This is a genomic window from Bacteroides sp. 3_1_23 (assembly GCF_000162555.1).
GTDB classification, from domain to species: domain Bacteria; phylum Bacteroidota; class Bacteroidia; order Bacteroidales; family Bacteroidaceae; genus Bacteroides; species Bacteroides ovatus.
In genome coordinates, this window is record NZ_GG774955.1 from 1,066,072 (window position 1) to 1,090,982 (window position 24,911).

The following is a 24,911-nucleotide window of genomic DNA, read 5'->3' on the forward strand; positions in this document are numbered from 1 at the left end:
TAAGTGCCTATGTTTGATCGTAGGAAAATAGAATATACATATTTAAAACTATCAAAGAAAATTAAGGATTTTCTGCTCAGTGATAAGAGCAGAGAGTTCTTAATTTTTTTATTTTTCTTCTTGATAGCCGGTGGATTTTGGCTGCTTCAGACTTTGAATAGTGACTATGAAGCGGAGTTTTCCATTCCGGTGCGAATGAAAGATGTTCCCAATAATGTAGTGCTGACTTCGGAACCGCCTTCCGAACTTCGCGTCAGAGTGAAAGATAAAGGTACGGTGCTGCTCAATTATATGCTGGGGAAAAGTTTTTTCCCGGTAAATCTAGGTTTTCTTGATTATAAAGGAAAAGATAATCATGTGAAGATTTACGCATCTGATTTTGAGAAAAAGATATTGAGTCAATTGAATGTGTCTTCCAAAATTCTTTCAATCAAGCCGGATACATTAGAGTATATCTATTCTGAAGGAAAGTCTAAGTTAGTACCTGTCCGCTTTCAGGGAAAAGTGACAGCCGGACTTCAATATTATGTATCAGATACGATTTGTAATCCGGACTCTGTATTAGTTTATGCTCCGGAAGGAATTCTGGATACTATTACCACCGCATATACTCAAAAGATAAACCTGGAGAATATTTCAGATACAACCCGGCGACGAATTCCGCTGAATTCTGAAAGAGGAGTGAAGTTTGTTCCGGCTTCGGTAGAAATGACCTTTCCGGTAGATATTTATACGGAGAAAACAGTAGAGGTGCCATTGCACGGAGTTAATTTCCCAGCCGATAAGGCATTACGTACCTTCCCTTCCAAAGTTCAGATAACTTTCCAGGTGGGGTTAAAGCGGTTCCGCAGCATAAAAGCAAGCGATTTTATCATCAATATTTCTTACGAAGAGTTGTTGAAGCTCGGTTCTGATAAATATACGGTTAAATTGAAGTCGTTTCCGAGCGGAATCAATCAAATCCGTATTGTTCCTGAGCAAGTAGACTTCTTGATAGAACAAATTACTTCTAATGTCGATTAAGATTGGTATAACCGGTGGTATCGGTAGCGGGAAAAGTGTGGTTTCCAGATTATTTGGAATAATGGGAATTCCTGTTTATATTTCAGATATAGAAGCAAAGCGTATCACGCAGACAGATCCGGTGATTTGTCAGGAACTTTGTGCGCTGGTCGGTCAGGATGTGTTTCAAAATGGTGTGTTGAATCGTTCTTTGCTGGCATCCTATATGTTCGGTCATCCGAATCGTGTGCAGAAAGTGAATGAAATTATTCATCCACAGGTGAAAGAAGATTTTCGTCGGTGGGCTGCCCGGTTTGGTGGTGAACAATTGGTAGGTATGGAGTCTGCCATACTTGTGGAAGCCGGTTTTAGGAGTGAAGTTGATTTTCTGGTTATGGTGTATGCGCCGCTGGAAGTGAGAGTGGAGCGCGCCATAAAACGGGATTGTTCATCGAGAGAACAGGTGATGAAGCGTATTGAGGCACAAATGAGTGATGAAGTTAAGAGAAGTCATGCTGATTTCGTGATAGTCAATGATGATGAAACACCGTTAATTCCGCAGGTTTTGGAGCTTATTTCTTTGCTATCTAAAAATAATCATTACCTTTGCTCCGCAAAAAATAATTAATAAATAAAAGGATATATACTATGTTGAAGACTATCTTGTCTATCTCAGGTAAACCGGGATTATACAAACTTATTTCGCAAGGAAAAAATATGTTGATTGTTGAATCAGTCAATGCTGAGAAGAAACGTTTCCCCGCTTATGGTAATGAAAAAATTATTTCTTTGGCCGATATAGCAATGTATACGGACGATGCAGAAGTGCCTTTGTATGATGTGCTGGAAGCTATAAAAGAGAAAGAGAAATCAGCGCAGGCTTCTATCGACCCGAAAAAGGCTACTCCTGAACAATTGCGTGAATACTTGGCTGAAGTATTACCAAACTTTGATCGTGAACGCGTATATGTAGCAGATATCAAGAAATTGGTAGCTTGGTATAACATCTTGATTTCTAATGGAATCACAGAATTTAAACCGGAAGGTGAAGTTAAGGAAGAAGCAGCTGCAGAATAATCTGTACCGTTTATTTAATCAAAAATAGAGAACATGATAAGCATTTTAAATGCTTATCATGTTTTTTCGTATAAACACTTGTATGTTCAGAAAAAAATTAGTATTATTTGGGTAATCTTTTACTAAAATAAATATCTTCTACTTATATTGTAAATAATGATGCTTTTTTATGTATCTTTGTCGCTGTTCACTATTCTTGGGAATAGCAGTAGTGAACGGTGAATAACAATAGAGAACAAAAGCGTTATAAAGATATTATTCAAGACTTGAGATCTGGACAATATTGAACTACTTAGGAATAATGTTTAAACGCTCGTGTTCTGCCATGTATGTAAATATGTGGTTGAACATTAGTTGTTTTGCATGATTTGGCTAGTAGATGTCTAAAACGTCAAGGGGGGATAATTGTAGTAAGTTCCCACGCTTTTTATTTTTAATAGCCTTCTAGGGGAGCAGACGGTTTTTGATATAGGGTATGGAGACAATAACAAATAAAGAAGTAAACGTCCGTTTGGACAATGAAAAAGGGACATTATGCCTGACAGGTTTGTTGGCAGGTACAATGGTATTCCTTTACGATTCACAGGGAGAATTAAAAGGCAAACATAAATTTGCTTTGCCTTCATTGACTATGGAAATCCCTCAACAGGGTACCTATGTTTTGGTAATGAGCCATCCGAATTGCCAACCGGAAGTCCGGAGATTTACATATTCAGGGATATAAATAATACCGGTATGCTTCTTATCAAGCATACCGGCATTCTATTTAAATGGAAACTCTTAATTTCTGAATACCAATCCGTCTCCACCAGCGTCAACGGTAATTGCTTTGCTGCGGTCGACTTCTTGGGAAAGTAACTTTTTGGATAGATCGTTCAACAGATAACGTTGAATAGCCCTCTTTACCGGACGAGCTCCAAATTCTGGATCATATCCCACTTGAGATAAGAAGTCCAATGCTCCTTCCGTTAGTTTCAGTTCCACTCCGTTTTCGGCAAGCATTTTCTGAACTCCCTTGATTTGTAAGAGTACAATCTGCTTGATTTCCTTCTCATTCAATGGTAAGAACATGATCGTTTCATCAATACGGTTCAGGAATTCCGGGCGAATCGTCTTTTTCAACATATTCATGACTTCCTTTTTCGTTTCTTCAATCACTTCTTCTTTATTGGAACCGTGCAACTTCTCCATCTGACTTTGTATATAAGAACTGCCCATATTCGAAGTCATGATGATGATTGTATTTTTGAAGTTGACCACCCTTCCTTTATTGTCAGTCAGTCGTCCGTCATCCAATACCTGTAACAGGATATTGAAAACATCCGGATGAGCTTTTTCTATCTCGTCAAACAGGACAACAGAGTAAGGTTTTCGACGTATAGCTTCTGTCAGCTGACCGCCTTCATCATATCCTACGTATCCCGGAGGCGCTCCGACTAAACGGGAAACACTGTGCTTTTCCTGATACTCGCTCATGTCGATACGAGTCATCATCGTTTCGTCATCGAACAGGAATTCCGCCAATGCCTTCGCCAGTTCGGTCTTACCTACACCGGTGGTTCCGAGGAAAATGAACGAGCCAATCGGACGTTTCGGATCCTGTAATCCGGCACGACTACGGCGCACGGCATCTGCCACGGCTTCAATCGCTTCATCCTGACCGATTACACGTTGATGGAGTTCTTCTTCCAGGTGCAATAGTTTGTCTTTCTCACTTTGCAGCATCTTGCTGACAGGAATACCTGTCCAACGGGAAACAACATCGGCAATGTCCTCCGCATCTACCTCTTCCTTAATCATGGCCTTATCGCCTTGCATATCACGTAGCTGCTTTTGAGTATCTTCTATCTCTTTGTCCAAAGCCTGAAGTTTACCGTAACGGATTTCGGCTACTTTACCATAGTCACCTTCACGTTCAGCTTTTTCTGCTTCAAATTTAAGATTCTCTATCTCAACCTTATTCTGCTGGATTTTATCCATCAGCGTTTTTTCACTCTGCCATTTGGCTTTAAAGGACTTTTCCTGTTCTTTAAGTTCGGCAAGCTCCTTACCGATGATTTCCAGTTTCGGTTTATCGTTTTCACGTTTGATAGCTTCCCGTTCGATTTCCAACTGCTTGATTTTGCGGGAGATTTCATCCAGTTCTTCAGGAACAGAATCTACCTCCATACGCAGTTTAGCTGCGGCTTCATCCATCAGGTCAATGGCTTTGTCCGGCAGGAAACGGTCGGTGATATAACGGCTGCTCAATTCGACGGCTGCAATGATTGCATCATCTTTGATACGTACATGGTGATGGTTCTCGTAACGCTCTTTTAGTCCACGAAGGATAGAAATGGTACTCAAGTTGTCCGGTTCATCCACTTGTACGATTTGGAAACGACGCTCCAAAGCTTTGTCCTTTTCGAAGTATTTTTGATATTCGTCGAGGGTTGTTGCTCCGATGGAACGTAATTCTCCACGAGCTAAGGCAGGTTTTAGAATGTTTGCGGCATCCATGGCGCCCTCACCCTTGCCGGCTCCTACCAGTGTATGAATCTCATCAATGAACAGAATAATATCACCTTCTGATTTCTTCACTTCATTGACAACTGATTTCAGCCGTTCTTCAAACTCACCTTTATACTTTGCACCGGCAACCAGTGCCCCCATATCCAGTGAATAGACCTGTTTGTTTTTCAGGTTTTCAGGTACATCTCCTCGAAGAATACGATGTGCCAAGCCTTCTACGATCGCTGTCTTACCAGTTCCCGGTTCACCGATTAGAATCGGGTTGTTTTTTGTACGGCGGCTCAATATCTGGAGTACCCGGCGGATTTCTTCATCACGTCCGATTACAGGATCCAGTTTTCCGCTACGGGCAGCTTCATTCAGGTTGATAGCGTACTTTTCCAATGATTGATAAGTGTCTTCACTGGATTGTGATGTTACTTTTTCTCCTTTCCTCAACTCGCTGATGGCATTGCGTAATTCTTTTTCCGTCATACCGGCATCTTTCAAGATAGTGGAGACGGTACTTTTCACAGTCAGCAATGCTAGTATGATATGCTCTAATGAAACAAACTCATCGCCCATTTCTTTAGAATACTGTGTTGCTTTCTGCAATACTTCGTTAGATTCACGACTCAGATACGGTTCTCCGCCGGATACTTTTGGCAGGGAGTCGATCTGTTTGTCGACAACAAGAGCTACCTGCTGTCCGTTCATGCCAAGTTTCTGGAAGATGAAGTTAGTGACATTTTCACCCACCTTCATTACTCCCTGCATGATGTGGACAGGTTCAATGGCTTGTTGTCCCCGGCTTTGTACCAGGTTCACGGCCTCCTGTACCGCTTCTTGAGATTTGATGGTAAAATTGTTAAAGTTCATATCTTTGTTCTCCTTTCTTATTTCACGTTTTTAATAACACCTAAGAGGGCGCAAAAGATTTGCCAAGTATAAAAATATGACAAAATAGCATGAGTATTAAGGAGTTAAAGGACAAAATGACCTTTTTATCTGGGAGTAACTGACGAATTTGCTATAAAATATCATTTGTTACCTGATACGCTTGTTTGTGTAATCTTAGCCTGTGATGAAAGAAAATAAATATTGAAAAGTGGATAAATAAAAGTATTGTAGTATCTTTATCCGCTGTAATAATATAGATGGTATATGAGTGATAAGCCCCAAATAAAACTTGCTGAAACAGTGGTGTTGATTGACGCTGCTTTTTTGAATTTTGTAATAACGGATATAAAAGGATATTTTGAAGAAACTTTGCATCGTTCTTTACAAGAGATAGACCTTTCGATGTTGACCACCTATATAACCTTGGATGCAGGGATTACAGAAGGGAAGAACGAGGTGCAATTTCTTTTTGTGTATGATAAAGAATCCAGTCGATTGCAATATTGCCAACCTTCCGATTTGCAGGAAGAATTGAATGGAGTTGCGTTTCAGAGCCCTTATGGTGAATATTCTTTTGCTAGCGTTCCGTCGGAAGGAATGGTGTCAAGAGAAGATTTGTTTTTGGATTTACTCTCTATCGTTTCCGATTCGGCAGACGTGAAAAGGATGATCGTTATTTCTTTCAATGAGGAGTATGGAAAGAAAGTGACTGATGCTTTGCATGAAGTGAAAGGTAAAGAGGTCATTCAATTCCGTATGAATGAGCCGGAACTTCCGGTGGATTATAAATGGGATATGCTGGCTTTCCCTGTCATGCAGGCGTTGGGGATAAAAGCGGAAGAATTGCAATAACTATTGTGCTTTTATTCTTTCTGTAATTCATTATTCGTCATTGATTTCTTAACTGTTAATCATAATTGCCGTGTCCGATTTTCGTTTAAAAGTATTTCAGAGCGTAGCGAAGAATCTAAGCTTTACGAAGGCTTCGCAAGAATTGTTTGTCAGCCAACCTGCTATCACCAAACATATTCAGGAACTGGAGACTTACTATCAAGCTCGTTTGTTCGACCGTCAAGGGAGCAAAATCTCACTGACTAAGGCCGGAGAATTGCTGCTGAAACATAGCGAGAAAATCCTGGACGATTATAAACAGTTGGAATATGAGATGCATCTGTTGCATAATGAATATATCGGTGAACTGAAATTGGGAGCCAGTACTACGATTGCACAATATGTACTTCCTCCTTTGTTGGCGAACTTTATAGCCAAGTTTCCGCAAATTAATCTTTCTTTGATTAATGGAAATTCCCGTGGAGTGGAAGCTGCCTTGCAAGAGCATCGGATTGATTTGGGACTGGTCGAAGGGATCTTCCGCTTACCTAATCTGAAATATACTCCATTTTTGCAAGATGAACTGGTTGCCGTGGTGCATACACAGAGTAAGTTAGCTGTCTCGGATGAGATTACTCCGGAAGATTTGCTGAATATTCCTTTGGTTTTGCGGGAGAGGGGTTCCGGTACATTAGATGTATTTGAACGTGCCTTATTGCAACATAATCTCAAACTTTCTTCTTTAAATGTATTGATGTATCTCGGTAGTACAGAGAGTATCAAACTTTTTTTGGAACATACGGACTGTATGGGAATTGTTTCTATCCGTTCGGTGCATAAAGAGCTTGTAGCTGGTAATCTCCGTGTAGTCGAAATAAAAGGAATGCCGATGCTGCGCGAATTTAACTTTGTACAACTGCAAGGGCAGGAGGGAGGATTGTCACAGGTATTTATGCGTTTCGCCGGACATCATAGTAAAAGCCTGTAAGTTTGTCTTTTTCTCTCGTGCAGGCTTAGGGTCTCCAGAATCAGAAAAATGATTTTCATTTCTCATATTCTCATAATCACTATATAATAATTTTATAACCAGTTGATTACCGAATGAGAAACGTTTTGAGAAAGCCTATTTCTCATAGTTTCTTTAGTGAAATAGGCCTCAAAACAGTTATTTCTCATCTATTTCCGGGGTATTTCTCATACTGTTATTCACTTTGTTCAGCTATTTTTTTCTTTATATATACCCTGTGTGCTCCTCTTCCAGTGATTTCTATTCCAGAATCCGGTTGATGGCCCCACTGTCTTAGTTCGTTGGTTGCTGCTGTTTGCAACAATCCTGTTAGTTTGCGATATTCCCAAACAGTCAGGAAGGGATGTTCGTCCAGATACTTTAAAGCTAATGCCAGTCGTTGTTCCGGTGTGAATTTTTTAGAGGAGCGTTGTTTTTTCCAGGGTGCTCTTTCCAGTTGGCATCTTTCGCTGATATTTCTCACCATTTCTCGGTCTACCCGAAAGTTTACACCTCCTATAAAGATACTTTGTGCGTTGCGATGAGTTCCACCTTCTTCCGGATCTTCCCGCTCCTTGTCTCTGCCTAAGGTAAGAGAGGGAGTAAACGTTCCTATTCCGTCTATTTTTACTGAACGTCCTTCTGCCATCAAATGCGCCATTTCAATGGCGGTTTGAAGTAGTACGCCTTCTATGTCTCCTGCACTGAATCCACTGACGTCACCAACTCGTTGCGCTAACTCTTTTATGCTTGCATTATCTATCCGCGCAAATTTAGGATAAGTAATTCTTTTGCCTGTTTTCTGAAGATCGGGCATCTCCTCTATGATATATCTTGCCATATCATCTATTGTTTAAAGTGTTAATAGATAAGTTCTTTTGTATTAGAGGCAAACTTCCTTTCTTCTAATAGTAAAGTTCTTGTTGATTAATTATAAACTATAAATGCAACTTTTGTTTTTATAATTGAAGCTTGCATTTATAAAAACAAAGCTTTCATTTTTATAATCAAAGCTTGCATTTATAGTTTGTTCCTATGCAAAGATAAGTTTTCTATTTGACAAAAAGAAGTTTATCCTTAATAAAGAAGAAGTTTTCTATTAATAGTTTGAGAGGGAATGAAGATGATTAACGAGAAAGGATATAGCGGGATTTTATGCTTAATATATTATTTCCTAAAAAGTGGATGCAATGCTTCTGTTAGTTTTTAGAAAAGTGTATATTTGTAATATTATGAGTCATACTAATATCATGCAAGCTGAAGAAAATGATTTGGTAAACATTTTATCTTTGCAAAAGAAATCTTTTATGGTGGTGGCCGAACGAATGAATAAATTCGATTTTCCCCCTTTGTTGCAAAATCAGGATGAGATTTGTGATGAGTATCAGACAGGCATTATTCTAAAATACGTATCAGATGATGGACAGATTGTAGGTTCTGTCAGGGGATGTATGGATGAAAATAGAGTATGTCATATTGGTAAATTGATAGTGCATCCCGATTTTCAGAATAAAGGCATAGGTAGAGAACTTATGACTGAAATAGAACGATTATTTCCTCACTGTCATAAGTTCTCTCTTTTTACGGGCGAAGAGACACCCAATACTTTGCATCTATATAGCAAAGTCGGTTATAATATTGTATGTAGAAAAGAAATGGAGGGTATCAGCATGATTATTATGGAAAAAGAAAAACTTACTTATAGAGATTTTACGTCTGACGATTTAGAAACTGTTTGTAAATTACCTCGAAACAAGCAGGAACTGTTTTTTATGTTTCCTAAAGCTGATTTTCCTTTAACAATCGATCAATTAAAGAATACAATAAAAGATAGATTTGATTCGACTGTTGTTTTATTTAATAATGAAGTAGTAGGGTTTGCAAACTTCTATGAGGTAAGAGAATCTCAATATTGTGCTATTGGAAATGTAATAGTAAGTCCTTGTTTTCGTAATCGTGGTGTTGGCACATTTCTGATAAATACTATGGAATATATTGGGAAAAAGCAATATAATGTATCGGAGCTTCATTTGTCTTGCTTTGATACTAATACGAATGGGCTTCTGTTATATACTAAATTAGGATATAAACCCTATGAAATAGAGAAGTATATTAATAAGGAAAACGAAGTCTCGGCTTTAATAGAATTGAAAAAAGTGCTGTGATTCGAAATAAATCACTTATTTGATTCTATTATCTCCTGAAAGTATGATAACTTAAAAAAAATGCGAGAAGTATCTATGACTGACTATAACTTACAACGATTTTTAGATGCTCAGCGAGGGGATTATGAACAAGCCCTTGCAGAAGTTAGAAACGGGCGGAAATATTCCCATTGGATTTGGTATATATTTCCTCAACTGAAAGGATTGGGCGTGAGTTATAATTCACAGTATTATGGTCTTAGCGGCAAAGAAGAGGCTGAAGCATATCTTGCCCATCCAATTTTGGGAGAAAGACTGCGTGAAATAACGTCTGTTTTTCTTCAATTGAAGAATAAAACGGCGCAGGAAGTTTTCGGTCCGTTAGATGCGGTGAAAGTATTGTCATGCATGACGCTTTTTAATGAAGTTGCTTCGGATGATTTGTTTCAGCAAGTGATCGACCGTTATTATCAGGGTAAAGTGGATGAGACAACAAAAAGAAAATTGGAATAATAACTAATACTAATTTATATGGGCTGTTTAATGAATTTATTATGGCTGTTGCTTGGTGGTATCTTTACCGCTGTCGAATACCTCATTTCGAGTTTATTGATGATGCTGACCATTATCGGCATTCCTTTTGGAATGCAAACATTGAAGTTGGCCGGACTTGCTTTATGGCCTTTCGGTAAAGAAGTCAGAAGTGGGAACCGTTCCGGTGGCTGCCTCTATATATTGATGAATATCCTGTGGATATTTCTGGGTGGCATTTGGATTTGTCTGTCACATTTGGTTTTCGGGGCTATATTGTGCATTACCATTATCGGAATCCCTTTTGGATTGCAACACTTCAAGTTGGCATCTTTGGCATTATCGCCTTTTGGGAAAGACATTGTAACAGTGTAAGAGTAGTTGGGAGAGAGTATGCCTATAATTAAAAGTTATAATGCATAATTAGAAACTATTGGTGGGGCTTGATTGTTTACCGTACCTTTGCACCCGGAAAACGATTAAAGACAAAAAGATATGATTTCAACAGCTACAAAAACTTTGCAGGCAAATAATAAGATGATTTATATTGCGCTGCTTTCCACTCTGACTTTCTTCCTGTTTTTAGACTATATTCCGGGATTGGAAGCATGGTCGGCTTGGGTAACTCCTCCCGTTGCTTTGTTCCTCGGACTTATTTTTGCATTAACTTGCGGACAAGCACATCCAAAGTTTAATAAGAAAACATCGAAATATCTGTTGCAATATTCAGTAGTAGGACTGGGATTCGGTATGAACCTTCATTCTGCTTTAGCTTCCGGTAAGGAAGGTATGGAATTTACGGTCATTTCAGTAATCGGAACATTGGTAATTGGCTGGTTCATCGGACGTAAATTGTTTAAAATAGATCGGAATACAGCTTATCTTATCAGTTCGGGAACCGCTATCTGTGGTGGTAGTGCTATCGCAGCAGTGGGACCGGTGTTGAAAGCGAAGGACAGTGAAATGTCTGTGGCATTAGGTACAATCTTTATCTTGAACGCTATTGCACTTTTCATTTTCCCTGCCATTGGTCATGCATTGAATATGGATCAACAACAGTTTGGAACATGGGCAGCTATTGCCATTCATGATACCAGTTCTGTAGTAGGCGCGGGAGCTGCCTATGGTGAAGAAGCATTGAAAGTGGCTACTACTATCAAATTGACCCGTGCTCTTTGGATTATCCCGATGGCTTTTGCTACTTCCTTTATTTTCAAGAGTAAAGGACAAAAGATAAGTATTCCATGGTTTATCCTCTTCTTCGTATTGGCATTGGTGGTAAATACTTATTTACTGGATGGAGTGCCACAATTAGGAGCAGCTATCAACGGTATTGCCCGTAAGACTTTGACGATAACTATGTTCTTCATCGGTGCTTCTCTTTCTATTGATGTTTTGAAAGCCGTTGGAATTAAACCTCTGATTCAAGGAATATTGCTTTGGATAATTATCAGCTTGAGTACATTGGCATACATTTATTTTGTATAAGGGATAAAAGAGAGAATGATATAAAAAAGAAAAAGGTGGGAGAATGATCGTAAACGACTTTCTCCCACCTTTGTTTACTTAGCTTTCAGCCTACGGATAAACAGATCTAAAGCTATTTATTTCTTCTTCAATTCTTCAAAAATCAGTCCTTCCAGTTCTTCTGCCAATTCAGGATTATCCATAATGCATTGTTTAGCAGCATCACGCCCTTGTCCTAACTTAGTATCGTTGTAGCTATACCATGAACCGCTCTTTTTGATGATTCCCAAGTCAGCACCCAAGTCGATGATTTCTCCGGAGTGGGAGATACCTTCACCGAACATGATGTCAAATTCAGCTCTGCGGAAAGGAGGCGCTACTTTGTTCTTCACTACTTTCACTTTGGTCAGTTTACCAAGAATCTCTTCACCATCTTTGATAGGTTGACTACCACGGATATCCAGACGTACAGAAGCATAGAATTTCAATGCGTTACCACCAGTCGTTGTTTCCGGGTTACCGAACATAACGCCGATCTTCTCACGCAGCTGGTTGATGAAAATACAAGTCGTACGTGTCTTGCTCACAGCAGCTGTCAACTTACGGAGTGCCTGAGACATCAAACGTGCCTGAAGACCTACCTTGTTGTCACCCATGTCACCTTCGATTTCCGCTTTAGGGGTCAGTGCGGCTACAGAGTCGATAACGATGATGTCGATAGCAGAAGAACGGATCAGTTGTTCTGCAATTTCCAAAGCCTGTTCTCCGTTGTCCGGTTGAGAGATATAAAGATCATCAATGTTCACTCCCAGTTTAGATGCGTAGAAACGGTCGAAAGCGTGTTCGGCATCAATAAAAGCAGCGATACCGCCGGCCTTTTGTGCTTCAGCAATGGCGTGGATAGCCAATGTTGTTTTACCGGAAGACTCCGGGCCATAGATTTCGATGATTCTACCTCTAGGGTAACCTCCAACGCCAAGTGCCACGTTCAGGGCAATAGAGCCTGTCGGGATCACTTCTACTTGTTCAACACTATCATCACCCATTTTCATGATAGAACCTTTACCGAAGCTCTTTTCTATCTTTTCCATGGCAGCCTGTAAGGCTTTTAGTTTTTCGCTTGATGCCATTTTATTATCTGTTTCAAAATTAAGTTCATCTTTCTTTGCCATACCTTATTCTTATATAATTAATGGAGTTATTGATTTAAAATCTGTGAGGCATGTTCCTTGGTCTTCACTTCTTTGGGAGTGATAATCCGTTCTACGATTCCTTCTTCATTAATCAGGAAAGTAGTGCGGAAAGTACCCATGTAAGCACGTCCGTACAGTTTCTTTTCTCCCCATACTCCAAACTCTTCCACTAACCTTTTGTCAGTGTCGGCAATCAGGGTAAAAGGAAGATTGTTTTTTTCGATGAATTTCTGGTGCGACTTTTCATTGTCTACGCTGACACCGATTACTTCATAGCCGGCTTTACGTAGTTCGGAATAGTTGTCGCGCAGATTACACGCTTGTGCGGTGCAACCTGATGTACTGTCCTTCGGGTAGAAGTACAACACAATCTTTTTTCCTTTATAAGCACTTAAACGGATTTCTTCGCCTTTTTCATTGATGCCTAAGATTTCCGGTGCTTTATCTCCTACGTTTATCATAACTATCTTTTTAATGAATAAGTCTACTCTTATAATTCCAGATTTTTGTCGAACTCTTCATGCCAGGGAAGACCTTGCTTGTTGAGTTGTTCCATAAACGGATCCGGATTGAACTCTTCTACGTTGTTTACACCCGGACGCTTCCACTCACCTTTGAAGAACATCATGGCTCCGATCATTGCCGGAACTCCAGTGGTGTAGCTCACTCCTTGCATACCTGTTTCCCGGTAAGCTTCCTGATGGCTGCAATTGTTGTATACATAATAAGTACGTTCCTTGCCATCTTTCAAACCGCGGATACGACAACCGATAGAGGTTTCTCCTTCGTAGTTTTCTCCTAAATCCTGCGGGTTAGGCAATACAGCTTTCAAGAATTGCAGCGGCACAATCTTCACTCCGTTGTAATCAACTTCGTCGATTCGTGCCATACCGATGTTTTGGATAACGCGTAAGTGAGTTAAATACTCTTGTCCGAAAGTCATCCAGAAACGTGCACGTTTGATTGTCGGGTAATGTTTCACCAATGACTCTAGCTCTTCGTGATAAAGAAGATAAGAATCACGCGGACCGATGTTCGGATATGTCAGGTCTTTATGAATTTCCAGCGGACCGGTAGTTACCCATTTGCCATTTTCATAATAGCGTCCGTTCTGCGTAATTTCGCGGATGTTGATTTCCGGATTGAAGTTCGTAGCAAATGCTTTATGGTGGTTACCCGCATTACAGTCTACAATGTCCAGATATTGAATCTCATCAAAATAATGTTTAGCTGCATAAGCGGTATAGATGCCACTTACTCCCGGGTCGAATCCGCAACCGAGAATAGCTGTCAGACCTGCTTCTTTGAAGCGATCGTGATAAGCCCATTGCCAACTGTATTCAAAGTGAGCTTCATCCTTCGGCTCGTAGTTAGCGGTGTCCAGATAGTTCACTCCAGCTTTCAGACAAGCTTCCATAATAGTCAGATCCTGATAAGGGAGAGCCACATTAATCACCATTTCCGGTTTGAAATCGTTGAATAAGGCTACCAGCTCATCTACATTGTCTGCATCAACTTTAGCTGTTTTTATATTGGGGTTACCTATTGCCTCGACGATTTTATCGCATTTCTCTTTCGTACGACTGGCAATCATGATATCTGTAAATACATCGGCATTTTGTGCCACTTTGTGCGCAACGACAGTGCCAACACCGCCCGCACCAATAATAAGAACTCTACCCATTTCGTTAATTGCGAATTAAAATATTAAGAATATTGGAATTGTTAGCTTTGCAAATATACGTGATTATTTTCAGATAATCATTCGCAGCTACCCCTTTTTATTTGTAACGCTGCAAGGTTCCATTTTCAAATTCCAGTGTTTTGCCATTGTAAAACCAAGTTTCGAAACGATTGTCTTTTTTTAGCTCGATTTCTATCGGATCACCAATGGACAAACGGCATTCCACTGTACTCATGCCCGTCTCCAGATCTCCCCGGGAGATAATCTGCCAACGATTTTCTGTGATACCCGGATATTTTTTATGTATATCTTCGAATCCGAAAAAGTCTTCGATATAATTTTCATTTCTGACGATAACATCATATTTCAGATCGGTTTCCAATTCATAGATCTCTCCGTCATTGTCTTTTAATGAAAGAATAGCCAGACTGCCGGGAGGAGATAATCTAATATCTTTGATTTGCAGAACTGTATATCGGGGCAGGTGAACGCGTGATTCGGTCTGCTTGTCTTCAAATGATACGATTCTTTTGGCTGGCAGCACCTTTTTAGGATAAACTGTCATTCCCATATATTTATTTTTCAGGCTTTCGATAGTGCCTAGACTCTTATTGGTGAAACTGAATGCATTTGAGAAATATTTCATTCTTTTTTCTCCTTGAAAATCATTCAGGTCCATGCCGGAGTTTGTTCGTGAGAGGGCAACTTCCAGATAATAAGAATGTCCCTGCGTATCTTTGAATACGATTTTTGCCGGATATGCCTGACTGCCGACTCCGATAGCGGTAATCGTTGCTTCCGTATTGACGGGAATGGCTATATCCCGGTAGCCGGAATAATTGTTGGCATCGTCTATCCGGACACTTTCTGCTTGTATATAGACTGTTTTTCCTACCAACAGCTCTTTAGCAGTATCCACATCCTTCAAATAAACCAATCCGTTGATGCCGGCACGGGGAGCCTTTTCGGAGATCTCCTCCAGCCGCATATTCTTTATCTCATAATAATATTTTCCTCCCTCACATTCGAAGATGAAGCGAGTGGAGTAGTTAGTCCCGTTGGGGATATTCTGAGCTTTCTCTTCAGTTCCCGTGAAAGTGAGTATTTTATGTTTCAGCAGGCTGTTGTCTACCCCTTTCTCGGTCTCGTAGCTGGAAAGGGTGGGAAGGAACATGCTCCGTGGAGATGGAACGAACATAAATTTCATTCCGGGTGTCCATTTGCCCAGCGGTAGCAACGGAAAGTTACTTTTGATAAACTGTTCTTCTTGGCCTACAGGGATTTCCTGTGCAGAAGGAGTAGTGACGATGTAATCATTTTGGGCTATGATAGGAGACGTACCACAGTAGAATAGAATCAAAGACAGGACAATTATTCTCATATTTGTTTACTTTAAGTGAACTATGTAAATTGTTCGTTTGTTGTACATTTACTGGCAAATGTATATATTTTATGTTGCATTGGATGTTATTTTCCAATCTTTTTGATATCTTTGCCCTCGATTTTAACTTAAACGTTATAACAATATGAAGAAAGTATTTGTTTCAATTTGCATTGCTGGTGCAGCACTTGCAATGTCTTCGTGCCGTTCGGTTGAGAAGGCAATTTCCCTGTCGTCTATCAATGGTGAATGGAATATCATAGAAGTCAATGGCTCGAAAATCACTCCGGGCGAAAGTAAATCCCTTCCTTTTATCGCTTTTGATACAGCAACCGGTCGTGTGTCCGGCAATAGCGGCTGTAATCGGATGATGGGTAGCTTCGATGTAAATGCGAAGCCGGGAAGTCTTGAACTTACAGGAATGGCTAGTACCCGGATGATGTGTCCGGATATGACTACTGAAAATAATGTATTGAATGCTTTTGCGCAAGTAAAAGGATATAAGAAGGCAGGTAAGGACAAAGTGTATCTTTGCAATTCGTCCAACCGTCCGGTTGTCGTTCTACAAAAGAAGGAGGCTGATGTGAAACTTTCGGTTTTGAATGGAGAATGGAAAATAAAAGAAGTGAATGGTGAAGCAATTCCTTCCGGAATGGAAAAACAACCTTTCATTGCTTTTGATGTGAAGAAAAAGACAATTCATGGCAATGCCGGATGTAATTTGATTAATGGCGGTTTTGAAACCAGTACCAGCAATGCCAAATCAATTTCTTTTCCGGGAGTAGCGAGCACAATGATGGCTTGTCCGGACATGGAAACAGAAGGTAAGGTGCTGAAAGCTATCAATGAGGTGAAGTCATTCGATGTGTTGTCCGGTGGCGGCATTGGCTTGTATGATGCAAATGGCGCATTGGTCATCGTGCTGGAAAAGTAATAAATAGATCAATCTATATAATAGGATATGCCTGTGTCGCACATGACGACACAGGCATATTTTTTTTCTTTCATCGAACCAGAGTCGTCTGTATTTGTTTAAAGAAACAGTTGCTGACTGGCTTTGAATATGACTATGTCAGCAGTGTTTATTTATTAAAACTGTCTTTTTGGCAGATATTATGTCATGCATTCGTATAATTTCTTTTTGGCACACGGTTTGCTTTTTAGTAAGCGTCCGTTCGCGACGAGGCTCCTTGATAAGAGCCGGAGAAACAACCGGACAAAAAGAAATCAATGAATAAATAATAAATAAAAAAATAACGATCATGGGAAAAATTATTGGTATTGACTTAGGAACTACAAACTCTTGTGTTGCCGTATTCGAAGGTAACGAACCTGTAGTAATTGCAAACAGTGAAGGTAAACGTACGACTCCTTCTGTTGTCGCTTTCGTAGATGGCGGTGAACGTAAGGTGGGTGATCCTGCAAAACGTCAGGCTATTACGAACCCTACACGTACAATCTTCTCTATCAAACGTTTCATGGGTGAAACTTGGGATCAGGTACAGAAGGAGGTGACTCGTGTTCCTTATAAAGTAGTGAAAGGTGACAATAACACTCCGCGTGTTGACATCGACGGACGTCTGTACACTCCGCAGGAAATCTCTGCTATGATTCTTCAGAAAATGAAGAAAACTGCCGAAGACTATCTCGGTCAGGAAGTAACAGAAGCAGTAATCACCGTTCCTGCATATTTTTCCGACTCTCAACGTCAGGCTACTAAGGAAGCCGGACAGATTGCCGGTCTGGAAGTAAAACGTATTGTAAACGAACCGACAGCCGCAGCTCTTGCTTACGGTCTGGATAAGGCTCACAAAGATATGAAGATTGCTGTATTCGACCTTGGTGGTGGTACATTCGATATCTCTATCCTCGAATTTGGTGGTGGGGTGTTTGAAGTACTTTCTACAAACGGTGATACTCACCTGGGTGGTGATGACTTCGATCAGGTAATCATCAACTGGTTAGTACAGGAATTCAAGAACGATGAAGGTGCTGACTTGACTCAGGATCCGATGGCTTTGCAACGTCTGAAAGAAGCTGCTGAAAAAGCTAAGATTGAGCTTTCTTCTTCTACAAGTACAGAAATCAACTTGCCGTATATCATGCCGGTAGGTGGTGTGCCTAAGCACTTAGTGAAGACTTTGACTCGTGCAAAATTCGAATCTTTGGCTCACGAATTGATTCAGGCTTGTCTTGAACCATGTAAGAAGGCAATGAGTGATGCAGGTTTGAACAATGCTGATATTGATGAAGTAATCCTTGTTGGTGGTTCTTCACGTATTCCGGCTGTTCAGAAATTGGTAGAGGATTTCTTCGGCAAGGCTCCTTCTAAAGGTGTGAATCCGGATGAAGTGGTAGCAATTGGTGCTGCTGTACAAGGTGCTGTTTTGACAGACGAAATCAAAGGTGTGGTATTGTTGGATGTTACTCCGTTGTCAATGGGTATCGAAACACTGGGTGGTGTAATGACTAAGTTGATCGATGCTAACACTACCATCCCGGCTCGTAAGAGTGAAACATTCTCTACTGCTGCCGATAACCAGACGGAAGTTACTATCCACGTATTACAGGGAGAACGTCCGATGGCTGCACAGAACAAATCAATCGGTCAGTTCAACTTGACAGGTATTGCTCCGGCTCGTCGTGGTGTTCCTCAAATTGAGGTTACATTTGATATCGATGCCAACGGTATCTTGAAAGTATCTGCAAAAGATAAGGCTACCGGTAAAGAACAGGCTATCCGTATTGAAGCATCCAGCGGTTTGAGCAAGGAAGAAATCGAAAAGATGAAGGCTGAAGCTGAAGCTAATGCTGAAGCAGATAAGAAAGAACGTGAAAAGATCGACAAGCTGAACCAGGCTGACAGCGTAATCTTCTCTACTGAAAATCAGTTGAAGGAATTAGGTGATAAGCTGCCTGCTGATAAGAAAGCTCCGATTGAAGCTGCTTTGCAGAAATTGAAAGATGCTCACAAGGCACAGGATTTGGCTGCTATTGATACTGCTATGGCAGAAATCAATACTGCTTTCCAGGCTGCAAGTGCTGAAATGTATGCACAGAGCGGTGCACAAGGTGGAGCACAGGCTGGTCCTGATATGAATGGTGGTGCTGGCCAGCAAGATAACAGCAAGCACGGAGATAACGTTCAGGATGCTGACTTCGAGGAAGTGAAATAAAATCGCTGAATAAGACGATTGAAATAATAGAAAAGGGGTTGAAAGTCATAGACTTTCAACCCCTTTTTATTTTTGAATGACTATTATTCTATATCGGAAAGTTCAAAAAAAAGTCCGTACGTCTTTTTTTTAGGGCGATTTGTCGAATAAATTTTCTGGTAATGAAAATGTAGCTTATCTTTGGTATAACAAAATAACATGTAATGGGTATGAGAACAATTTATCTTCTATTATTTCCCTTGTTTTTGTTTTTTATAGTATCCTGTACTGAAGATGAAGTAGATCCTAACTTTTCGATAGAGAATGTCGGAGATGTCGTGATGGGTTCGGCTAAAGGTTTGCAGGTAACAATCAGTTTTACGGGTACCCGTGAATGGAAGGCGAGTACAGTTGCGGATTGGTTTACAATCGCTCCGGTTTCGGGAGAAGCGGGTACGTGCAATATTACGCTTACTGCTATCAGTGAGAATGTAACAGGAAATGTACGTACAGCAACACTTACATTAACTTCTGGGACATTGACGCAAGACATTACCATAGAGCAGGAATCGGCAGAATTTGTGAATCTCGAGCAGAATATATATAATGTGTCTGTTGAAGGTGGAGAATTGGATATTAGATTCTCTACGAATATAGCTGAAGATGAATTGTTGATTTATGGTTCTTTGGGTACTGGCACTTGGCTGACACAGGAGACAAAAACTCGTGCATCCTCTTCCTACATGCTTAACCTGACTGTATTGCCTAATACTGATGGTGTTTCCCGTACTGCCTATATCTACTTTGTGAAAGTAACTGATATGGAATCGATCGTAGTAGAGATGGTTACTATCATACAAAGGGGGGAAGTAGCTAGTGAAACTACTGATTATTCGTCAGATAAAAAAGTACGTGTTCTGCAAACAGCAAAGTTGGGAAAAGGGCTTCCTATTGTGCTTATGGGCGATGGATTTATAGATACTGAAATTAACGATGGAACTTATGATGCGGTTATGGACAAAGCTTTTGAGAATCTTTTTACGGAAGAACCCATCAAGTCACTTCGAGATTATTTTAATGTATATGCAGTAACTGCGGTTTCGAAACACAATATTTTTGGTACAGGATATGAAACAGCGCTTGGTTGTGAACTGGCGGGTGGAAACAGTACGGGGATTTCCGGTGAAGATAATGCTGTACAACGTTATGTACAATGCGTGGATAATATAGATATGAGTGAAACATTGGCTGTTGTAATTCTAAATTCTCCTGCGTATGCAGGAACTACTTATTTTGGTTATACTAATCAGACGAAAGTGGTTGAGTTTGCTATTGCTTATTGCCCGGTGATATACGATTTGCAAAGTGAAAGTTTCAGGCAGGTACTTGTACACGAGGCTGTTGGACATGGTTTTGCCAAATTGGAAGATGAGTATGCTTATCAGGAAAATGGGACTATTTCTTCTAAAGAAATAAAAAATGTACAGTATCTGCAGACATTAGGATGGGCGCAGAATGTTGATTTTACATCCGATCCATCTCAGGTACTTTGGTCTGCTTTCTTGAATGATAATCGGTATGTGTCAGAAAAACTGGGAGTATTTGAAGGGGCATGTACTTATATAAAAGGGGCGTATCGTCCTTCAGAAGAGAGTATGATGAATAGTAATACCGAGGGATTTAATGCTCCTTCCCGTAAAGCGATATATGATAAAATAATGGAAAGAAGTTTGGGTACACAAATGTCTTATGAGGAGTTTGCCGTATTTGATTTGCAGAATAAATCACAAACGCGCAGTGCTAAACCAACTGTAGGACCAAGTAAACCATTCACACGTCCTCACTTTGTAAATAGAATGTTAGATAAGTAAAGCAGATGAGGCTGAACTTCAAATTTAGTTTTGAGTTCAGCCTCATCTGGACTTTATATGTAACGTATTTATTTTGAATCAGAACTTTATTGCAGTATACAGCCTATACAGAAACATTAAAGCTGTTGTATAGTGGGTACTATACTTTTGTATTCCATTCTGGCTTAGATACCAATTACGTTAAGTACAGTATTTTTCTAATCTTTTCCCGGTTGCCCACAATCCAAACGAGATCTCCTAATTGGAAAGTTGTGTCTTTATCCAAGGTAATCTGTTCGTCATTTCGTTCAATGGCTACAACAATACTATCATGCTTCTCTCCTAAATGAGACTGCGCGATAGTCTGATTTAAAAAGCGGAATTCTTCGTCTACCGTGAAAGAGTGGAGAGTTATCTTTTTATCCACTGCATCTGTATCTGATGTGCTTTTTACATCTTCTATTCTATTTCTGAATTCCTGCAATTGCGTATCTGTACCAACTACTGTCAATTTATCCTGCGGATAGATGTGTTCAGAGCTTTTCGGTATATATATGTTCAGATCGCCACGAGTGATCGCGACGACATTTACTCCAAAATTTTGCCTGAATGAAAGTTCTCCTAAAGACTTGCCGATGTAATCGGAATAAGGCGATACGAGGATAGATGTCAAGTCAAGGTCTTTATCATTGAATTCGCTATTGAAACTTGTTTTTAGCGGGTGCCGTTTTTTAGCTACCTCTTCCCGTCGGTTAAGATTGGCAAGGAATCTTGTTTCCAATCGTGAATATTGCGTGAGGTCTTCCCTAAGAATAAGAATCAATGCTACTACGGCTATGGCAATAATCACACTTATTCCCCAGTTGAGTTTAAAGTAGCTGATGACTACACTAGTGATAAAGAAAAGAGCAACAGATACACGTCCCAGAACCAGGGAAACCAGGCGTCCGTGATTGTAATTCTCGTCTCTCCATAGCTTCAGGAATAATTCCGAAGAGTTGTATTTGTTGGAGATGAGCGCCCATAAAAAAGGAGTCATAAGCAGAAGAGTACCCAGACACATCACCAGTTTGATCCATATAGTGATAGGAGTAAACATTTCGCTGATGGCGGGATAAATGATTTGTATCGACAGCAGCCAAATAGCAGTGAGCAGTACGCTATAGATGACAACTCTCCCAATCATGTTTTTTAGTAATTTCTTCCAGTCACTATCGTGGTTCATGGTCTTCTTGCCGGAAGCATAACGATCTAATGTCTCCTGTACTTTAGTAGGCAATATTTTGTAAAGCCATTCGGCAAAAGGATTGGCTAAACGGATAAAGTAAGGAGTCGTGAAAGTGGTAATAACAGATACAGCCACAATGATAGGTGAAATAAACGGATCAAGCACTTTGAGCGAAACACCCAGTCCGGCAATAATGAAAGCAAACTCTCCGATTTGTGCCAGGCTGAATCCGGATTTGATGGAAGTGTTCAGTGGTTCTCCGGATAAGAGTACGCCAAACGAAGAGAAAATGGCTTTGCCGATAATGGTAACCAATGTAATGATGATGACAGGCCAGGCGTATTCTACCAATACAGCCGGATTCACTAGCATACCGACCGAAACGAAAAAGATAGCTCCGAAGAGATCTTTTACCGGTTGTATGATATGTTCGATATGTTCGGCCTCGATGGTTTCGGCAAGGATAGATCCCATGATAAATGCTCCTAGCGCTGTTGAAAAACCTGTGTAAGTAGCCAATACCACCATTCCCAGACAAAGACCGAGAGAGACAATCAGAAGAGTTTCGTTATTCATCAACTTCTTTGCTTTTTTGAGAAAGGCCGGAATAACGAAGATACCTATGAGAAACCACAGGATTAAAAAGAAAACGACCTTGAGCACACTTATCAGCAAATCTTCACCCACAAAGTCTTGACTCACTGCCATTGTGGAAAGAAGCACCATCATTAAGATAGCAATCAGGTCTTCCACTACCAGAGTACCGAATACGATACCGGTAAAACGTTGGTTACGCAATTCCAGATCATTGAAGGCTTTGATAATGATTGTAGTGGACGACATAGACAACATTCCCCCCAGGAAAATGGAATTCATAGTGCCCCATCCTAATAATTGTCCCACCAAATATCCAATGAGCAACATACTGATTACTTCGGTGATAGCCGTTATAAAAGCTGTGGAACCTACATTCATGAGCTTCTTAAAACTAAACTCCAGTCCGAGTGCAAAGAGCAGGAATATCACACCTATTTCTGCCCATATATTGATATTCTCAATATCTCCTACTGTAGGGAAAATATTAATATAAGGACCTGCCAGCAATCCGGCAATAATGTAACCTAAGACTAAAGGCTGTTTTAGCCATTTGAACAATAAGGTTATGATACTGGCCGATATTAATATCAGCGCAAGGTCGGCAATCAAAGTTGGCAAGTGTGACATTAGGTGTGGGTTTATTTATTATAACATTCCTGATAGATAATATGTTTCCATCTATAAAAAGATGGAAACAATATAATAAATAGCTGCAGCTAAGAGTCCACTGACTGGAATTGTAAGAATCCAGGCAGTCATGAGGCTTTTGGTTACTCCCCAACGAACGGCAGAGAGGCGTTTAGTTGCACCTACTCCAATAATCGCTCCTGTGATAGTATGTGTGGTACTAACGGGGATTTTCAACATTTCCGTAATGTAGAGAGTGAAAGCACCTGCTGTTTCGGCAATCACTCCTTCCAATGGGGTTACTTTGGTAATTTTTGTTCCCATTGTTTTCACTATTTTCCAGCCACCGGACATCGTACCGAGTGAAATTGCTGTGAAGCACGAAAAAGCAACCCAGTCGGGAAGGTCATTGATGCTGTTGATACCCATGCCCAATCCCATTGAATGGCCGGCTATCATGGCAGCGGCAATAATACCCATTACTTTCTGTGAATCGTTCAAGCCATGTCCGACGCTGAAGAGGGCGGAGGATACGAGTTGTAACCTCTTGAACCATTGCTCGGCTGTGTGAGGATGTGCGCGTCGGCAGATGTAGAGGACAAACAGGGTGAAACCAAAAGCAATGACCATTCCGATAAAAGGAGCCAGAAAGATAAAGGCTGCAATTTTAAGAATGATGTTAAGCTGAATTGCTTCAAATCCGTTTGCCATAATGGCAGCTCCTGCAAACCCTCCGATAAGGGTGTGTGAGGAAGAAGACGGAATCCCTTTCCACCAGGTAACCAGGTTCCAAGTGATAGCCGCTATAATTCCTGCTAATATAATGGGCAGGGTGATATATTGCTCTACCACAGTCTTGGATACTGTATTGGCGATACCGAATCCACCTATTATATATTTGGCAATGAAAAAGGCTACGAAGTTGAAGAAAGCAGCCCATATTACAGCTTGAAAGGGAGTAAGCACCCTGGTAGATACGATGGTAGCTATTGAGTTTGCTGCATCGTGAAAGCCGTTGATATAATCGAATATCAGAGCCAGAATGATGATAGTCACTAATAATTCCATGTGTTCCGGCTTGCTTTATGCGTACTTTACAATCAGGTTTTTGAGAATCTTACCTACATGCTCTGCGGCATCGGTCGTTTTTTCCAGTTCATGCATGATCTCCTTTATTTTGATAAGTTCAATGCAATCTTTTTCCTCTTCGAAAAGTTTGGTGATAAAGAATTCGTATACATCATCCGCCTGGTTCTCGATTTCATGTAGTTTGGAACAGTATTCACGGAGAAGAGTCGGTTTCTTACGGAATGTTTCGAGTTCGTCCATGGCTTTGCATATATAGATCGCTTCCTCCTGAATCAAACGGCTCAACTCTTTGCCATTCTCTGAAATAGGACGGGGATTGTAAATAGAGATTCGTTTGGCACAACTGTTTATTCCGTCAATGACGTCATCCATGCAGGAAGCTAAGTCATGAATATCTTCGCGGTCGAAAGGAGTGATAAAGGTAGTACCTAATTCATCAAAAATCAGGTGTGTCAGTCTGTCGCCTTCCCGTTCCAGGTCTTTGATTTTTTTGTAGTAGTCCGAACGTTCTGTAGGTGAGTCATGTTGCAAGCTTTCTATTAAAACAACTGATGCTTCGCAGAGCACTTCTGATAGCTGTTTCAGTAAAGGGAAAAATTTGGGCTCCTTTGGAGTAAACCGGCTAAAAAAAGAATTTTTCATAAGTGTAAAAACTTTAA

At 40.4% G+C, this 24,911-nt stretch carries 22 protein-coding genes; 13 read left to right on the forward strand and 9 right to left on the reverse strand.

Going from position 1 to position 24,911, the window contains the following annotated elements; all coding sequences use genetic code 11:
• Positions 1-9 precede the first annotated feature (9 nt).
• From HMPREF9010_RS02670 to HMPREF9010_RS02655, 4 genes are all read left to right on the forward strand, one after another.
• Positions 10-1,023 (forward strand): CdaR family protein, encoded by a 1,014-nt coding sequence (locus HMPREF9010_RS02670; RefSeq protein ID WP_004309789.1) that lies wholly within the window; start codon positions 10-12, stop codon positions 1,021-1,023.
• Positions 1,013-1,630, forward strand: coding sequence for a dephospho-CoA kinase (gene coaE, locus HMPREF9010_RS02665; protein ID WP_004302065.1), 618 nt, complete (start codon positions 1,013-1,015; stop codon positions 1,628-1,630). The genes HMPREF9010_RS02670 and coaE overlap by 11 nt, the downstream gene beginning before the upstream one ends.
• 20 nt (positions 1,631-1,650) lie before the next feature.
• Positions 1,651-2,079 (forward strand): DUF5606 domain-containing protein, encoded by a 429-nt coding sequence (locus HMPREF9010_RS02660; protein ID WP_004302066.1) that lies wholly within the window; start codon positions 1,651-1,653, stop codon positions 2,077-2,079.
• A gap of 475 nt (positions 2,080-2,554) precedes the next feature.
• On the forward strand, positions 2,555-2,803 hold the full coding sequence (locus HMPREF9010_RS02655) for a hypothetical protein (RefSeq protein WP_004309790.1): 249 nt from the start codon (positions 2,555-2,557) through the stop codon (positions 2,801-2,803).
• A 56-nt stretch (positions 2,804-2,859) separates the two neighbouring features.
• On the opposite strand, the gene clpB is transcribed toward HMPREF9010_RS02655, so the two are convergent.
• Positions 2,860-5,448: an ATP-dependent chaperone ClpB gene (clpB, locus tag HMPREF9010_RS02650; RefSeq protein WP_004302069.1), complete on the reverse strand. Its 2,589-nt coding sequence runs from the start codon at positions 5,446-5,448 to the stop codon at positions 2,860-2,862.
• 285 nt (positions 5,449-5,733) lie between these two features.
• Here clpB and HMPREF9010_RS02645 point away from each other — a divergent pair, with 285 nt between their 5' ends.
• Positions 5,734-6,321 carry a DUF6621 family protein gene (locus tag HMPREF9010_RS02645; protein ID WP_004305640.1) on the forward strand — a complete coding sequence of 196 codons (588 nt, stop codon included), beginning with the start codon at positions 5,734-5,736 and terminating at the stop codon, positions 6,319-6,321.
• Between the two features lie 70 nt (positions 6,322-6,391).
• Positions 6,392-7,288, forward strand: a complete 897-nt coding sequence (locus tag HMPREF9010_RS02640; RefSeq protein WP_008651317.1) for a LysR family transcriptional regulator — start codon at positions 6,392-6,394, stop codon at positions 7,286-7,288.
• Positions 7,289-7,502: 214 nt separating this feature from the next.
• Here the strand turns inward: HMPREF9010_RS02640 and HMPREF9010_RS02635 are convergent, their stop codons facing one another.
• A complete protein-coding gene (locus HMPREF9010_RS02635; RefSeq protein ID WP_008651318.1) occupies positions 7,503-8,147 on the reverse strand; it encodes an HU family DNA-binding protein in 645 nt (214 codons plus the stop codon).
• 349 nt (positions 8,148-8,496) lie between these two features.
• Between HMPREF9010_RS02635 and HMPREF9010_RS02630 the strand changes: the two genes are divergently transcribed.
• The 4 genes from HMPREF9010_RS02630 to HMPREF9010_RS02615 all read left to right on the forward strand — a co-directional run bounded on the left by HMPREF9010_RS02630 (position 8,497) and on the right by HMPREF9010_RS02615 (position 11,469).
• On the forward strand, positions 8,497-9,471 hold the full coding sequence (locus tag HMPREF9010_RS02630) for a GNAT family N-acetyltransferase (RefSeq protein WP_008651319.1): 975 nt from the start codon (positions 8,497-8,499) through the stop codon (positions 9,469-9,471).
• A 60-nt stretch (positions 9,472-9,531) separates the two neighbouring features.
• Positions 9,532-9,963: a DUF1810 domain-containing protein gene (locus tag HMPREF9010_RS02625; RefSeq protein WP_008651320.1), complete on the forward strand. Its 432-nt coding sequence runs from the start codon at positions 9,532-9,534 to the stop codon at positions 9,961-9,963.
• A gap of 18 nt (positions 9,964-9,981) precedes the next feature.
• A complete protein-coding gene (locus HMPREF9010_RS02620) occupies positions 9,982-10,356 on the forward strand; it encodes a YccF domain-containing protein (RefSeq protein ID WP_004305673.1) in 375 nt (124 codons plus the stop codon).
• A gap of 120 nt (positions 10,357-10,476) precedes the next feature.
• Positions 10,477-11,469, forward strand: coding sequence for a YeiH family protein (locus HMPREF9010_RS02615; RefSeq protein ID WP_004305675.1), 993 nt, complete (start codon positions 10,477-10,479; stop codon positions 11,467-11,469).
• A gap of 116 nt (positions 11,470-11,585) precedes the next feature.
• On the opposite strand, the gene recA is transcribed toward HMPREF9010_RS02615, so the two are convergent.
• The 4 genes from recA to HMPREF9010_RS02595 all read right to left on the reverse strand — a co-directional run bounded on the left by recA (position 11,586) and on the right by HMPREF9010_RS02595 (position 15,706).
• The gene (gene recA / locus HMPREF9010_RS02610) at positions 11,586-12,620 is read right to left on the reverse strand and encodes a recombinase RecA (protein WP_004302078.1); all 1,035 of its coding nucleotides are present in this window, start codon (positions 12,618-12,620) and stop codon (positions 11,586-11,588) included.
• A gap of 26 nt (positions 12,621-12,646) precedes the next feature.
• The gene (gene bcp / locus HMPREF9010_RS02605; protein WP_004302079.1) at positions 12,647-13,102 is read right to left on the reverse strand and encodes a thioredoxin-dependent thiol peroxidase; all 456 of its coding nucleotides are present in this window, start codon (positions 13,100-13,102) and stop codon (positions 12,647-12,649) included.
• A 29-nt stretch (positions 13,103-13,131) separates the two neighbouring features.
• A complete protein-coding gene (locus HMPREF9010_RS02600) occupies positions 13,132-14,325 on the reverse strand; it encodes a saccharopine dehydrogenase family protein (RefSeq protein ID WP_004302080.1) in 1,194 nt (397 codons plus the stop codon).
• A 97-nt stretch (positions 14,326-14,422) separates the two neighbouring features.
• The gene (locus HMPREF9010_RS02595) at positions 14,423-15,706 is read right to left on the reverse strand and encodes a hypothetical protein (RefSeq protein WP_008651323.1); all 1,284 of its coding nucleotides are present in this window, start codon (positions 15,704-15,706) and stop codon (positions 14,423-14,425) included.
• 145 nt (positions 15,707-15,851) lie between these two features.
• Between HMPREF9010_RS02595 and HMPREF9010_RS02590 the strand changes: the two genes are divergently transcribed.
• From HMPREF9010_RS02590 to HMPREF9010_RS02580, 3 genes are all read left to right on the forward strand, one after another.
• Positions 15,852-16,640 (forward strand): META domain-containing protein, encoded by a 789-nt coding sequence (locus HMPREF9010_RS02590; RefSeq protein ID WP_008651324.1) that lies wholly within the window; start codon positions 15,852-15,854, stop codon positions 16,638-16,640.
• 328 nt (positions 16,641-16,968) lie between these two features.
• Positions 16,969-18,882, forward strand: coding sequence for a molecular chaperone DnaK (gene dnaK, locus HMPREF9010_RS02585; protein WP_004302085.1), 1,914 nt, complete (start codon positions 16,969-16,971; stop codon positions 18,880-18,882).
• Positions 18,883-19,085: 203 nt separating this feature from the next.
• Positions 19,086-20,732: a M64 family metallopeptidase gene (locus tag HMPREF9010_RS02580; RefSeq protein WP_008651327.1), complete on the forward strand. Its 1,647-nt coding sequence runs from the start codon at positions 19,086-19,088 to the stop codon at positions 20,730-20,732.
• Positions 20,733-20,907: 175 nt separating this feature from the next.
• On the opposite strand, the gene HMPREF9010_RS02575 is transcribed toward HMPREF9010_RS02580, so the two are convergent.
• From HMPREF9010_RS02575 to HMPREF9010_RS02565, 3 genes are read right to left on the reverse strand one after another with little or no spacing between them, the layout of a single operon-like run.
• Positions 20,908-23,163 (reverse strand): cation:proton antiporter, encoded by a 2,256-nt coding sequence (locus tag HMPREF9010_RS02575; RefSeq protein ID WP_008651328.1) that lies wholly within the window; start codon positions 23,161-23,163, stop codon positions 20,908-20,910.
• 51 nt (positions 23,164-23,214) lie between these two features.
• Positions 23,215-24,231, reverse strand: coding sequence for an inorganic phosphate transporter (locus HMPREF9010_RS02570; protein WP_004312492.1), 1,017 nt, complete (start codon positions 24,229-24,231; stop codon positions 23,215-23,217).
• A gap of 15 nt (positions 24,232-24,246) precedes the next feature.
• Positions 24,247-24,894, reverse strand: a complete 648-nt coding sequence (locus HMPREF9010_RS02565; protein WP_004325331.1) for a DUF47 domain-containing protein — start codon at positions 24,892-24,894, stop codon at positions 24,247-24,249.
• Between the last annotated feature and the right edge of the window lie 17 nt (positions 24,895-24,911).

What these genes read in the sequence shown, in the direction of transcription:
- HMPREF9010_RS02670 (WP_004309789.1), top strand. Translation starts at nt 10, where the DNA reads ATGTTTGATCGTAGGAAAATAGAATATACATATTTAAAACTATCAAAG.
- coaE (WP_004302065.1), top strand. Translation starts at nt 1,013, where the DNA reads ATGTCGATTAAGATTGGTATAACCGGTGGTATCGGTAGCGGGAAAAGT.
- HMPREF9010_RS02660 (WP_004302066.1), top strand. Translation starts at nt 1,651, where the DNA reads ATGTTGAAGACTATCTTGTCTATCTCAGGTAAACCGGGATTATACAAA.
- HMPREF9010_RS02655 (WP_004309790.1), top strand. Translation starts at nt 2,555, where the DNA reads ATGGAGACAATAACAAATAAAGAAGTAAACGTCCGTTTGGACAATGAA.
- clpB (WP_004302069.1), bottom strand. Translation starts at nt 5,448, where the DNA reads ATGAACTTTAACAATTTTACCATCAAATCTCAAGAAGCGGTACAGGAG.
- HMPREF9010_RS02645 (WP_004305640.1), top strand. Translation starts at nt 5,734, where the DNA reads ATGAGTGATAAGCCCCAAATAAAACTTGCTGAAACAGTGGTGTTGATT.
- HMPREF9010_RS02635 (WP_008651318.1), bottom strand. Translation starts at nt 8,147, where the DNA reads ATGGCAAGATATATCATAGAGGAGATGCCCGATCTTCAGAAAACAGGC.
- HMPREF9010_RS02630 (WP_008651319.1), top strand. Translation starts at nt 8,497, where the DNA reads ATGCTTCTGTTAGTTTTTAGAAAAGTGTATATTTGTAATATTATGAGT.
- HMPREF9010_RS02625 (WP_008651320.1), top strand. Translation starts at nt 9,532, where the DNA reads ATGCGAGAAGTATCTATGACTGACTATAACTTACAACGATTTTTAGAT.
- HMPREF9010_RS02620 (WP_004305673.1), top strand. Translation starts at nt 9,982, where the DNA reads ATGGGCTGTTTAATGAATTTATTATGGCTGTTGCTTGGTGGTATCTTT.
- HMPREF9010_RS02615 (WP_004305675.1), top strand. Translation starts at nt 10,477, where the DNA reads ATGATTTCAACAGCTACAAAAACTTTGCAGGCAAATAATAAGATGATT.
- recA (WP_004302078.1), bottom strand. Translation starts at nt 12,620, where the DNA reads ATGGCAAAGAAAGATGAACTTAATTTTGAAACAGATAATAAAATGGCA.
- bcp (WP_004302079.1), bottom strand. Translation starts at nt 13,102, where the DNA reads ATGATAAACGTAGGAGATAAAGCACCGGAAATCTTAGGCATCAATGAA.
- HMPREF9010_RS02600 (WP_004302080.1), bottom strand. Translation starts at nt 14,325, where the DNA reads ATGGGTAGAGTTCTTATTATTGGTGCGGGCGGTGTTGGCACTGTCGTT.
- HMPREF9010_RS02595 (WP_008651323.1), bottom strand. Translation starts at nt 15,706, where the DNA reads ATGAGAATAATTGTCCTGTCTTTGATTCTATTCTACTGTGGTACGTCT.
- HMPREF9010_RS02590 (WP_008651324.1), top strand. Translation starts at nt 15,852, where the DNA reads ATGAAGAAAGTATTTGTTTCAATTTGCATTGCTGGTGCAGCACTTGCA.
- dnaK (WP_004302085.1), top strand. Translation starts at nt 16,969, where the DNA reads ATGGGAAAAATTATTGGTATTGACTTAGGAACTACAAACTCTTGTGTT.
- HMPREF9010_RS02580 (WP_008651327.1), top strand. Translation starts at nt 19,086, where the DNA reads ATGGGTATGAGAACAATTTATCTTCTATTATTTCCCTTGTTTTTGTTT.
- HMPREF9010_RS02575 (WP_008651328.1), bottom strand. Translation starts at nt 23,163, where the DNA reads ATGTCACACTTGCCAACTTTGATTGCCGACCTTGCGCTGATATTAATA.
- HMPREF9010_RS02570 (WP_004312492.1), bottom strand. Translation starts at nt 24,231, where the DNA reads ATGGAATTATTAGTGACTATCATCATTCTGGCTCTGATATTCGATTAT.
- HMPREF9010_RS02565 (WP_004325331.1), bottom strand. Translation starts at nt 24,894, where the DNA reads ATGAAAAATTCTTTTTTTAGCCGGTTTACTCCAAAGGAGCCCAAATTT.